Source organism: Thiohalophilus sp., assembly GCF_034522235.1.
Classification (GTDB): domain Bacteria; phylum Pseudomonadota; class Gammaproteobacteria; order UBA6429; family Thiohalophilaceae; genus Thiohalophilus.
Genome location: NZ_JAXHLN010000003.1, coordinates 1,911,437 through 1,923,913 on the forward strand (window position 1 = coordinate 1,911,437; position 12,477 = coordinate 1,923,913).

At 56.1% G+C, this 12,477-nt stretch carries 11 protein-coding genes; 3 read left to right on the top strand and 8 right to left on the bottom strand.

What is annotated here, in order from left to right:
• From accA to rnhB, 4 genes are all read right to left on the bottom strand, one after another.
• Positions 1-957 carry an acetyl-CoA carboxylase carboxyl transferase subunit alpha gene (accA, locus tag U5J94_RS12360; RefSeq protein ID WP_322565935.1) on the bottom strand — a complete coding sequence of 319 codons (957 nt, stop codon included), beginning with the start codon at positions 955-957 and terminating at the stop codon, positions 1-3.
• Positions 958-1,257: 300 nt separating this feature from the next.
• A complete protein-coding gene (gene dnaE / locus U5J94_RS12365; protein ID WP_322565936.1) occupies positions 1,258-4,719 on the bottom strand; it encodes a DNA polymerase III subunit alpha in 3,462 nt (1,153 codons plus the stop codon).
• Positions 4,720-4,769: 50 nt separating this feature from the next.
• Positions 4,770-5,339: an HNH endonuclease gene (locus U5J94_RS12370; protein WP_322565937.1), complete on the bottom strand. Its 570-nt coding sequence runs from the start codon at positions 5,337-5,339 to the stop codon at positions 4,770-4,772.
• Positions 5,340-5,518: 179 nt separating this feature from the next.
• Complete coding sequence (rnhB, locus tag U5J94_RS12375) at positions 5,519-6,109, bottom strand: ribonuclease HII (protein WP_322565938.1); 591 nt, start codon at positions 6,107-6,109, stop codon at positions 5,519-5,521.
• 173 nt (positions 6,110-6,282) lie between these two features.
• Between rnhB and U5J94_RS12380 the strand changes: the two genes are divergently transcribed.
• From U5J94_RS12380 to lpxB, 3 genes are read left to right on the top strand one after another with little or no spacing between them, the layout of a single operon-like run.
• Positions 6,283-7,221 (top strand): Gfo/Idh/MocA family oxidoreductase, encoded by a 939-nt coding sequence (locus U5J94_RS12380; protein WP_322565939.1) that lies wholly within the window; start codon positions 6,283-6,285, stop codon positions 7,219-7,221.
• 35 nt (positions 7,222-7,256) lie between these two features.
• On the top strand, positions 7,257-8,345 hold the full coding sequence (locus U5J94_RS12385; protein ID WP_322565940.1) for a DegT/DnrJ/EryC1/StrS family aminotransferase: 1,089 nt from the start codon (positions 7,257-7,259) through the stop codon (positions 8,343-8,345).
• 22 nt (positions 8,346-8,367) lie between these two features.
• Positions 8,368-9,492 (top strand): lipid-A-disaccharide synthase, encoded by a 1,125-nt coding sequence (lpxB, locus tag U5J94_RS12390; RefSeq protein ID WP_322565941.1) that lies wholly within the window; start codon positions 8,368-8,370, stop codon positions 9,490-9,492.
• 179 nt (positions 9,493-9,671) lie between these two features.
• Here the strand turns inward: lpxB and lpxA are convergent, their stop codons facing one another.
• From lpxA to U5J94_RS12410, 4 genes are read right to left on the bottom strand one after another with little or no spacing between them, the layout of a single operon-like run.
• Positions 9,672-10,445 (bottom strand): acyl-ACP--UDP-N-acetylglucosamine O-acyltransferase, encoded by a 774-nt coding sequence (lpxA, locus tag U5J94_RS12395; RefSeq protein WP_322565942.1) that lies wholly within the window; start codon positions 10,443-10,445, stop codon positions 9,672-9,674.
• Positions 10,442-10,879 carry a 3-hydroxyacyl-ACP dehydratase FabZ gene (gene fabZ, locus U5J94_RS12400; protein WP_322565943.1) on the bottom strand — a complete coding sequence of 146 codons (438 nt, stop codon included), beginning with the start codon at positions 10,877-10,879 and terminating at the stop codon, positions 10,442-10,444. The genes lpxA and fabZ overlap by 4 nt, the downstream gene beginning before the upstream one ends.
• A 34-nt stretch (positions 10,880-10,913) precedes the next feature.
• Entirely contained in the window at positions 10,914-11,930 is a 1,017-nt protein-coding gene (lpxD, locus tag U5J94_RS12405) for a UDP-3-O-(3-hydroxymyristoyl)glucosamine N-acyltransferase (protein ID WP_322565944.1), read from the bottom strand.
• A gap of 16 nt (positions 11,931-11,946) precedes the next feature.
• The gene (locus U5J94_RS12410) at positions 11,947-12,477 is read right to left on the bottom strand and encodes an OmpH family outer membrane protein (RefSeq protein ID WP_322565945.1); all 531 of its coding nucleotides are present in this window, start codon (positions 12,475-12,477) and stop codon (positions 11,947-11,949) included.

Here is a 12,477-nt window from a genome sequence, read left to right on the forward strand (position 1 = left end):
TTACTCCGCGTAATTCCCGTAGCGCAGCAGTTTGGTGTAACGCTGCTCCAGCAGCTTGTCGAGCGGGGTGGCATCGACGATGTCCAGGCTTTCTTGCAGCGCCTGGCGCAGATTGGCAGCCATCATTTCGAAATCCCGATGGGCGCCGCCCAGCGGCTCGCTGATAATGTGGTCGATCAGCCCCAGCTCCTTGAGCCGGGGGGCGGTCAGGCCCATGGCTTCGGCGGCTTCGGGGGCCTTGTCCGAACTTTTCCACAGGATGGAGGCGCAGCCTTCCGGCGAGATCACCGAATAGGTGCTGTACTGGAGCATCATCAACCGATCGCCGACGCCGATGGCCAGCGCGCCGCCGGAACCGCCCTCGCCGATCACCGTGGTGATAATCGGGGTCTTGAGCGCCGACATCTCGAACAGATTGCGGGCGATGGCTTCGCTCTGGCCGCGCTCCTCGGCGCCCACACCGGGATAGGCGCCGGGGGTATCGATAAAGGTCAGCACCGGCAGCTTGAAGCGCTCGGCCATGTGCATCAGGCGCAGCGCCTTGCGATAGCCCTCCGGGCGCGGCATGCCGAAATTACGCCGCACCTTCTCCCTGGTATCGCGCCCTTTCTGCTGGCCGATGACCATCAGCGGCCGGCCATCCAGACGCGCCACCCCGCCGACAATCGCATTGTCGTCGGCAAAGGCGCGGTCGCCGTGCAGCTCCTCGAAGTCGGTGAAAAGCTGCTCGATATAATCGAGAAAATAGGGCCGCTGGGGATGGCGCGCCAGCTGGGCGATCTGGGCGGACTTGAGATTGGAAAAAATGGATTCGGTCAGATCCCGGCTCTTGTTCTGCAACCGCTGGATCTCCTCGCCGATATTGATCTCGTTGTCGGAGCCGACATAGCGCAGCTCCTCGATCTTGGCTTCCAGTTCGGCGATGGGCTGTTCGAAATCGAGAAAATTCAGATTCATAATAGTGTTATCGGGTCAGATTGGCGCTAATTGACTGAATAGTATAGCGAATCCGGCCGCCTGTATACACCCGCAAGCGCGACCCGGTTCCGGTTTCCATCAGCCGGGATACTGGAAAAAACGCAAAGGGCGCAAAGACGCAAAGGACGCAGAGGCGCAAATAAATTAATTTTGAATGCTGAATTTTAAATTTTGAATTGCGGTGTCCTTCCTTATGAATTCAACATTCAAAATTCAGCATTCAAAATTATCATGTCCTCTGCGCCTCTGCGTACTCCGCATTACTTTCCAGTGAATTAGCTAATAGATGACTTTGACGCGCTCGTCGCCGAGGCTGTCGCGCAGGCGATGCAGCAGTTCGTCGGTGGGGTGGACGCGCCAGGTTTCGCCCAGGGCGATCTGGGCGCGGGCGTCGTCGCGCTGGTAGTCGATGATCACGGGGCAGAAGCCTTCGCGAAACGGCGTCAGGGTTTGTTCCAGATCGCCGACGAAGCCGTTGCCGGCCTTGTTGTGATCGACGCTGATCAACAATTTGCGGGCGAAGTGTTCACGCGCCTGGTTGATATCGTAGATGCTGCGCGCACTCATCTTGTAACCGCCGCTGTATTCGTCGATGCTCACCTCGCCTTCGACCACGATCAGTTTGTCCTTGGCCAGCAGATCCCGGTAGCGCTGGAACGGTTCGCTGAACACCGCCAGTTCGATGCGAGCGCTGCGATCGTCAATCGTAATAAAAGCCATGCGATCGCCGCGCCGGGTATTCATGGTCCGCATAGCGACAATCAAGCCGGCCACCACCACGGTCTGATCGCGGGTCGGTTTGAGATCGACAATGCGCGCGGAAACAAAGCCGCTTAACTCCTCCAGATACCGTTCGATGGGATGCCCGGTCAGATAAAGTCCCAGGGTCTGCTTTTCCGCCGCCAGCCGTTCGTCCTCGCCCCACTGTGGCTGGCGATGATAGGCCACCGGACCGCTGTCCGCCTCGACCACCGCGCCCATGCCGAACAGATCCTGCATCCCGACCGCCTGATCGCGGCTGTGTTGCTCGGCCACCTTGAGCGCCGCCGGCAGGGAGGCCATCAGCGTGGCGCGGTTCTCGCCGAACACATCCAGCGCGCCGGCCATGATCAACGCCTCGAGCGTGCGACGATTGACCTTGCGGGTATCGATGCGGCGGGTGAAGTCAAACAGATCGGCGAACGACCCGTTGGCGTTGCGCTCCGCGATCATGCTGTCAATGGCCGCGCCACCGACGCCTTTAATCGCACCCAGACCATAGACCACGGTCTGGTCATCCTGGGCGGTAAACCGGTATTCGCACTGATTGATATCCGGCGGCAACACGGTCAGCTGCATGTCGCTGCACTCGTCGATCAGCGTGACCACCTTGTCGGTGTTGTCCATATCCGCCGAGAGCACCGCCGCCATGAACGGCGCCGGATAGTGCGCCTTGAGCCAGGCGGTCTGGTAAGAGACCAGGGCGTAGGCGGCCGAGTGAGATTTGTTGAAGCCGTAACCGGCGAACTTCTCCATCAAGTCGAAAATATAGGTGGCGGTCTTCTCTTCGACGCCCCGCTCCAGCGCGCCTTTGGTGAAGATGTCTCGCTGTTTGGCCATCTCTTCAGGTTTTTTCTTGCCCATGGCCCGGCGCAGCAGGTCCGCGCCGCCCAGGGTATAACCGGCCAGCACCTGGGCAATCTGCATGACCTGTTCCTGGTACAGGATGACGCCGTAGGTCGGCTCGAGGATGGCGACGATATCCGGATGCGGATATTCCGGTTGTTTGCGCTTGTGCTTGACGTTGATAAAGTCATCCACCATGCCCGATTGCAAGGGACCGGGACGGAACAGCGCCACCAGGGCGATGATCTCCTCGAAGCTGTCCGGTTGCAGGCGCTTGATCAGATCCTTCATGCCGCGCGATTCGAGCTGGAAGACGGCGGTGGTCTGGTTGGCTTTTAACAGCTCGAAGGTTTTTTCATCATTCAGCGCAATGGAGATGATATCAATCGGCGTCTCGCCTTTGGCGGCCTTGTCCTGATTGATGGCACGCACCGCCCAGTCGATGATGGTCAGCGTGCGCAGGCCGAGAAAGTCGAACTTGACCAGGCCGACGGCTTCCACATCGTCCTTGTCGAACTGGGTGACGATACTGCCGGAGCCCTGCTCACAATATAATGGTGTAAAATCGGTCAGTTGCGAGGGCGCAATCACCACACCGCCGGCGTGCTTGCCGGCGTTGCGCGCGCAGCCTTCGAGCATCCTGGCCAGATCGATCAGGCCGCGCACCTCTTCGTCCTCGTCGTACAACTCCTGCAGCTGCTCTTCCTGCTCCAGCGCCTTCTCCAGGGTCATGCCCACTTCGAAGGGAATCAATTTGGCGATGCGATCCACAAAGCCGTAGGGATGGCCGAGGACGCGCCCCACATCGCGGACTACCGCCTTGGCCGCCATGGTGCCGTAGGTGATGATCTGCGAGACCTTTTCGCGGCCGTAATGATCGGCCACGTAATCGATCACCCGATCGCGCCCTTCCATACAGAAGTCGACATCGAAGTCGGGCATGGAGACACGTTCGGGGTTGAGAAAACGTTCGAACAGCAGATCGTATTTGATGGGATCCAGATCGGTGATGGTCAGGGCATAGGCCACCAGCGAGCCGGCGCCGGAACCGCGTCCCGGTCCGACCGGGACGCCGTTCTCCTTGGCCCAGCGAATGAAGTCGGCCACGATCAAAAAGTAGCCGGGAAAGCCCATGGAGATGATCACATCCAGCTCCATCTCCAGCCGATCGTGATATTCACGGCGGATACGTTCATAGTCCGCTGCCGTGGTATCAAAGAACTTGTTCAGCCGGGCTTCCAGTCCCTTGCGCGATTCTTCGCGCAGAAACTCGTCGATGGTCATGCCGGCGGGCACCGGGAAGTCGGGCAGATAATTCTTGTCCAGCGTCAGCTCGACATTGCAGCGTTTGGCGATCTCGACCGTGTTGGCCAGCGCTTCAGGCAGATCCTCGAACAGCTCGGCCATCTCCTGCGGCGTGCGCAGATATTGCTGCTCACTGAAACGTTTGGGCCGGCGCGGATCATCCAGGGTTCGCCCTTCAGTGATACAAACCCGCGCCTCGTGCGCCTCGAAGTTGTCGCGCTCAAGGAAGTGCGCATCATTGGTGGCCACCACCGGCAGATCATGGGCGATGGCCAGCTCCACCACGGCATGCAGGTAATCCTCCTCCCCTTCACGCCCCGTGCGCTGCACTTCCAGGTAATAGCGATCGGGAAACAGCCTCTGCCACTGCTCGAGCCGCCGTGCCGCCAGCTCCGGATTGCCGTTGCGCAGGGCCTGACCGACGTCCCCGTCGCGGGCCCCGGACAGGGCGATCAAACCGTCGGTGGCCCCCTCCAGCCACTCGCGACTGAGGGTCGGCTGGCCCCGATGCTGGCCGTCGATATAACTGCGCGAGACCAGCCGGGTCAGATTGCGATAGCCGGTATTATCCTGACACAACAGCACCAGGCGGCTCGGTTGATTGGGATCCTCCTCGTTGTGCAGCCAGGCATCCACGCCGATGATCGGTTTGACACCGGCGGCGATCGCCGCCTTGTAGAACTTGACCATGCCGAACAAATTGCACTGGTCGGTCACGGCCACCGCCGGCATTCCGGCATCGGCCACGGCTTTGACCAATGGCTTGATCCGCACCAGACCGTTGACCAGTGAATATTCGGTATGCAGATGGAGGTGGACGAAGGAATCCATGGCGCAAAGTGTCAGATCAATCCGTCAGGAGTGCAAGACTTGACAGGGAGCTACATCCAGTCCTTGCCCATCTGTTTAAACTGGACCCGCAGAAATTCCATCTGATCGGCGAGGATACGGCGGTTGCGCAGCACCAGGTACTCGGCCAGGTTGGGGACGTAGGGGATGGCCAGCAGCGGCATGTTGGCCTGTTCCGGGGAACGGCTGCCCTTGCGGGCGTTACACCGTTTGCAGGCGGTGACCACATTGCGCCAGTGATCGCGTCCGCCGCGGGACAGCGGTTTGACGTGATCCCGGGTCAACAGCGGATCGCGGAATTCATGGCCGCAATACAGGCAGGTATGGCGATCACGGCGGAACAGCTCGCGGTTACTTAGCGGCGGCGTGCTATGGCGCCCGGTGATCTTGTTTTCGCCCTTGACGGCGATAATGGAATTGATTTCCAGCAGGCTCTGCTCACCCGTCAGTCGACTGTGGCCGCCGTGCAGCTGGAACATGTGATCCCCGGCCGTCCAGGCGACCCGGCCGCGGGAATAGATACAGGCGGCCTCCTGCCAGGGAATCCAGTTAACCGGCTGGCCGTTGATATCCAGTCTAAGAATCAATGGTAACGACGACATGACGCGCTCCTGCCCCGAACCCTATTATCAAGTATTGTGCCTGATTCAATTTTATACCCGCTTTTTGACAGGAAAACAAATGTTTAGAACGCCAGGGCCGAGGGACGAGTTACGAGGGACGAGGAAAAACAGCCCCGTTCCACCGACTGCCAGCTGCCAACTGCGACTGCCAACTTTGTCTATAGCAGTTTGCGCACCGGCCCGAAGCTGAGCCGGTGGATCTCGCTCACCCCCAGACGCTGCAGCGCCACGATGTGGGCCCGGGTCGGATAGCCCTTGTGTTTTTCCAGCCCGTAGCCGGGGTACAGCTCGGCCATGGCAATCATCTCCCGGTCCCGGCTGACCTTGGCCAGGATGGAGGCGGCCATGATCGCCGGCACGCAATTATCCCCCTTGATCACGGCCTGTGCCGGACAGGGCAGTTCGGGACAGCGGTTGCCGTCCACCAGCGCTTCCAGTGGCGCCGGATCCAGCGCGGCCAGGGCCCGCTGCATGGCCAGCAAACTGGCCTGCAGGATATTTAACCGGTCGATCTCGGCCACCTCGGCCCGCGCCACGGCCCAGGCCAGCGCCTGATCCTGAATCTGTGCCGCCAGCTGCTCCCGGCGTGCCTCACTCAACCGTTTGGAGTCGAGCAGACCGGGAATCGGACGGGCCGGATCCAGAATCACGGCCGCGGCCACCACCGGCCCGGCCAGCGGCCCCCGGCCGACCTCATCCAGACCGGCCAGGCGGTCTTTTTGCAGGGTAAATGTCCAATCTGTGTCCAAACGCAAGGTATCCCCTGTTAATGAGCCTAAATGCCCGGGTTATGTAATTGAATTTACAGGCGAAAAATGCGATTATTTTATTTATGCCTCCGGCTCGGAACGGCGTTGCATCACTCACGTTGCGCCATTTTACCCCGAACCGCTGACCTGCCAACCGCAACAGAGTTATTTTAATGACAACACTCAGAACCGCCGTCATTGGTGTCGGTTACCTCGGAAAATTTCACGCCCAGAAATACGCCCAGCTGCCCGCCTCGCAACTGGTCGGTGTTTGCGATACCAATCAGGATATCGCCCAAACGATTGCAAACGAACATGGTGTCGAAGTCTACAGCGATTATCATGATCTGATCGGCCAGGTGGATGCAGTCAGTATCGTGGTGCCCACCCAGAAACATTACGAAGTTGCCAAAGTCTTTTTGGACAATGGCGTGCATGTGCTGCTGGAAAAACCGATCACCTCGACGCTGGAACAGGGCCGGGAGCTGGTGGCGCTGGCCGAAGATAACAATCTGAAATTTCAAATCGGCCATCTGGAACGTTTTAATCCCGCCATCTTGGCACTGGAGAACGTGCTGGTCGAGCCCCTGTTTATCGAAACCCACCGGATTGCCCCCTTCAACCCGCGCGGCGCCGATGTGAATGTAATTCTGGATCTGATGATTCATGATATCGATATCATTCTCGATTTTGTCGGCTCGCCGATCAAGGCAGTTCACGCCAGTGGCGTGCCGGTACTCTCTGATGAAATCGATGTTGCCAACGTCCGTCTGGAGTTTGAAAACGGCTGTGTCGCCAATGTCACTGCCAGTCGCATCAGTATGAAAAGCGAGCGCCGGATGCGCATCTTCCAGTCCGACGCCTATATCACCATCGATTTTCAAAACAAACAGCTCGGCATACATCGCAAGGGTAAAGGCGAGATGTATCCGGGCATTGCCGAAATCGACAGTGAAGAACACGCCTTTGATCAGGGTGATGCCCTGCTGAGTGAAATCGGTGCGTTTCTCCAGGCTATTAATACAGGCGCCAAACCGGTCGTCAGTGGTGCCGATGGTTTGCGTGCCCTGGAAACCGCCTTTGAAATCAATCGGCAATTGACCGAAGGTTGATTGCCCCGTATTTGCACTATTGAGGTAGCAGCAACATGATCCCGATGGTTGATCTGAAAGAGCAATACCAGAGCCTGAAAGCGGAAATCGATCAGGGTTTTGCCGAAACATTCGAAAACACCAGTTTCATCCTCGGCCCCAACGTCAAGAGCTTTGAGTCCGAAGTGGCCGACTACCTGGGAGTTAAACACGCTATCAGCTGCGCCTCAGGCACCGATGCACTGCATCTGGCGTTGGTCGCCGCCGGCATTGGCCAGGGGGATGAGGTTATCACTTCATCGTTTACCTTCATCGCCACCGCCGAAGCGATACGCTATGTAGGTGCGATCCCGGTTTACGTGGATATACGCCCGGATACCTATAATCTGGATGCCGAGCTGATCGAAGCGGCAATTACAGACATGACCCGCGCCATTCTGCCGGTCCATCTGTTCGGCCAGCCGGCCGATATGCCCTCGATCATGGCACTGGCCGACAAACATAACCTGAAGGTTATCGAGGATTGTGCCCAGTCCTTCGGCGCCGATATCAATGGCAAGATGACCGGCGGTATCGGTCTGGCCGGCGCGCACAGCTTCTTCCCCAGCAAGAACCTGGGTTGCTATGGCGACGGCGGCATGATCACCACCAATGACGATGCGATTGCCGAGATGCTGTTGATGCTGCGCAACCACGGCAGCAAGGAGCGTTATTATCATGATGTGGTCGGCTACAACAGCCGACTGGATGAGCTGCAGGCAGTCGTTCTGCGCGCCAAGTTCAAGCGTCTGCCGCAGTATAATCAGCAGCGCCGACGTGTGGCGCAGCGTTATTCAGCGGGTCTGGCCGGCAGCGCCGTTACGCCGCCACACGAGGATGGACTGGGAACCCACGTGTATCATCAATACACCGTGCTCAGTGACCAACGGGAAGCGGTGATGAAAAAACTGGCGGATAACCAGATCGGCTCGGCTATTTATTATCCGGTACCCCTGCATCAACAAAAGGTTTTTGCCGACATCTGCAAGGATGTCAGTCTGCCGGTCACCGAGGAAATAGCCAACCGTTGCCTGTCCCTGCCGGTTTATCCGGAGCTGAAGGACGAGCAGATCGATCAAATCGTCGACGTTATCCAGTCAATCTGAGAGCACCGCATTGAAACGGATAATGATCATTGCCGGGGAAGCCTCCGGCGATCTGCATGCCGCCAAACTGGTTGAAGACGTCAAACAGCGCCTGCCGGATAGCGAGTTTTTCGGTATCGGCGGCAGCGCCATGCGCAAGGCCGGCGTGGAAATCCTGGTGGATTCCGCCGAACTGGCCGTGGTCGGTCTGATCGAGGTACTGGCCCACCGCAAGGTCATCTTCGGCGCACTCAATCAAATGCGTGACATTTTGCGCAACGATCCGCCGGATCTGTTGATTCTGACCGACTATCCCGAGTTCAACCTGCGCCTGGCGCGCACCGCCAGGGCATGTAGTGTCAGAGTTCTCTATTACATCAGCCCGCAAATCTGGGCCTGGCGTCAGGGCCGGGTGAAAAAGATCCAGCAGCTGGTCGATAAAATGGCCGTGGTATTCCCTTTTGAGGTCGACTTTTATGCCCGCCATGGCGTACCGGTCACTTATGTCGGCCATCCCCTCGCCCACGAGGTGAAGGCCAGCGCTGATCGCGACGAGCTATTGCGGGAGTTCGGCCTCGATCCCGACCGCCCCGTTGTGGGATTATTTCCCGGCAGCCGGCGCAGTGAAATCAAACGCCTGCTACCGATTATTATCGATACCGCCCGTCTTTTACAGCAGCAGCGCCCACAACTGCAATTTATCCTGCCGATCGCCTCGACCCTGAATCCGGCACTGATCCGGGAGAACATGCCCGAACATGAACTCGATATTCACTATATCGAACAACGGCCGTACGATGCCATGCAGGCCAGTGACGCGATCGTCACCGTCTCCGGTACTGTCACACTCGAAATCGCCCTGATCGGCACGCCGATGGTCGTGATCAACCGGGTCGCCTGGCTGACCTATCAGATTGTCCGGCGTATGCTGAAAATCGATCACCTCGCCCTGTGCAATATCGTTGCCCAACACCGTATTGTCCCCGAATTGATACAAAACGACGCCACACCGCAGGCCATCGCTGCAGAACTCGAGCGACTGCTCGACGACAGAGATTACCGAAAAGAAATCAAACAGGGGTTGAAAGAAGTCCGGCATAAACTGGAAGACGACAGCCACATCACCGATATCGCCACCGTCACCGTCGACATGCTGACGCAGCAGTAACTTTCATTTTTCTGATTCACTGTAAATAATGCGGAGAACGCAAAGGCGCAAAGCTGAAATAATTTTGAATGTTGAATTTTGAGTTTTGAATTACCCGTACTCGCCAATTCAAAATCTAACATTCAAAATTCAAAATTTTCACAACCTCTGCGTTAAATAAAAACCTTGAAGCCGGTAACCTATCTCAAAATACCGCGTTGGGAGCGGTTGAGGAAATCGAGCAAGGGTTGGACTTCGGGATGTTGTTCGGCGAGCGGTTTGAGATGTTGCTTTGCTTCGTCGAGGGTATGACCTGAACGATAGATAATCTTATAGGCATCCTTGACAGCCTTGATAGCGTCTTTGCTGTGTTGACGACGTTTGAGGCCTTCGCTGTTGATGCCGTAAGGGCTTGCGGGATTGCCGCTGACCATCACATAGGGCGGAATATCCTTGCTAACCGTGCTGCCCATGCCACAGAAGGCACCCATGCCGATTTTGGTGAACTGGTGCACCAGGGTAAATCCACCCAGAATCACATAATCTTCGATCTCGACATGTCCGGCGAGTGAGGCGCCATTGGCAAAGATCGTGTTGTTCCCGACCAGGCAATCATGGGCAATATGGATATAGGCCATCAGCCAGTTGTCGTTGCCGATGCGGGTTAGCCCGCCACCGTCGTCGGTCCCGCGATTGATGGTAACGAATTCGCGAATGGTATTCCCGTCACCGATTTCCAGGCGGGAATCCTCACCATGAAATTTTTTATCCTGCGGAACTTCACCGATGGAGCTGAACTGAAAAAAACGGTTATTACGGCCGATGCGGGTCGGGCCGTTGATCACGACATGCGGACCTATAACGGTACCCGCCCCGATCTCGACATCAGCACCGATAATGCTGAACGCACCGATGCTGACATCATCGGCGATACGAGCAGAGGGATCAATGACTGCGCGCTGATCGATGCTCATTCTATCTCACGTTCAGCACACATTAGTTCAGCGCTGCAAACCACTTTATCATCCACCCGGGCACGACCATTAAATTTCCATATGCCGCGCATTTTTCGAATATATTCGACTTCAAGGCGGATTTGATCACCCGGAATAACCGGCTGCTTGAAACGGGCATTATCAATGCCGACAAAATAATACAATGAAGTGCCGTCCGGTTTACGTCCCACGGTCTGAAAAGCCAGAATTCCGGTCGCCTGAGCCAGAGCCTCGAGGATCAGTACCCCCGGCATAATCGGATGGTTGGGGAAATGCCCGGGAAAATAGGGCTCGTTATGGCTGACATTTTTAATCCCGACAAGTGATTTTCCCGGTTCGCACTCCAGGACCTTGTCAATCAGCAGAAACGGATAGCGATGCGGCAAATGTTCAAGAATTTCATAAATATTCAACGAGACCAAAATTCAACCCCTATATAACGATATCTTATTTCCCCTGGCGGGATTCCAATTCCTTAATGCGTTTGGCCATCTCGTTCAACTGCTTGAATCTGACAGCATTTTTGTGCCACTGACGATTCGTGTCCAGTGGCACACCGGAAGAATATACCCCCGATTCCCGAATAGTATGGGTCACCAGCGACATGCCGGTAATCGTCACATTGTCCGCAATTTCTATGTGCCCGGCAATAGCCACCGCGCCGGCAATCATGCAATGACAGCCAATCTGCGTGCTGCCGGCAATGGCGGTGCAGGCGGCAACCACCGTATGCGCGCCAATCCGGACATTATGCGCTACCTGTATCAGATTATCGAGCTTGACGTTCTCCCCGATAATGGTGTCCTCTATCGCACCACGGTCTATCGTGGTGTTGGCCCCAATTTCAACATCATCACCGATGATCACTCTGCCGATCTGGGGTATTTTCAACCAGGTTCCTTTGTCGTTGGCCTGCCCAAATCCGTCACCACCGATGACCACACCCGGATGAATAATAGTCTGTTTACCAATAATGCAGTCTTGCCGGATTGTAACATTTGCCTGCAAGTAGCTGCCCTCACCAATTTCCACTCCGGACTCGACCACACAACCCGGACCCAGGGAAACATTCTCCCCCACTTTAACCAAAGGTCCGATATAACAGTGGGGGCCGATGGAAACCGATTCCGGGATTTGAACGGATTCATCTACAACCGCAGCGGGATGGACGCCGGAAACAGGCCTGCTCTCCGGGTATAACAGGCCGGCCAGTCTGGCGTAAGAGGCATACGGATCATCAACGACCAGTGAATTTACCGGACAATGCTCAAGGTCTGTCTGTCTTAGAATTACAGCCGAGGCTCGTGTGTCCTGAAGGTATTGCCGATAAGAAGGGCTGGTTAAAAAGGTAATGCTACCGGGGCCGGCATTATTCAGTGTTGCAACGCTATCGATGACGGCATCACCGTCACCGACAACCCGCCCTCCAATGTGCTTGGCAAGTTGTTGCAAAGTAAATTTCACGTAATGCCCTGTCAAATTACTTATTAGTGGTCTTTGAATCGTATTGCGCGCTTAAACGCTCCAGAACTTGCTCGCTCAGATCGACTGCATCAGAAGCATAGATAACATTATCGCCAAAAACGATATCGAAATCCTTGTCCTTGGCAAGAGTAACAATAGTGTCATAGACGAGCTTTTGCAGTTTATTCAACTCATCATTTCGACGTATATTCAAATCTTCATTGAATTCTTCGCGAGTACGCTTGATTTCACGCTTTTCCAGAACAATTTGCCGCTCTTTTTTCTTGCGAACTTCATCGCTCATAACACCGGCATCCTTTGCCATCTCTTCTTCCAGCTGCTTGAGCTTTCTTTGCATCGCAACTATTTTGTCGTCACGCGGGGCGAACTCCTCTTCCAGTTTCTTGCGCGCAGCATCAGCCTGTGGCGCTTCCTTAAGTACCAGCGCAATATTAACAAAACCAATCCGGGTCTCTGCATTGGCAACAGAAAGTCCTGACACGAGAAAAAGCGTCAGAGCGAGATATTGCAGCCAGATTTTACGCAA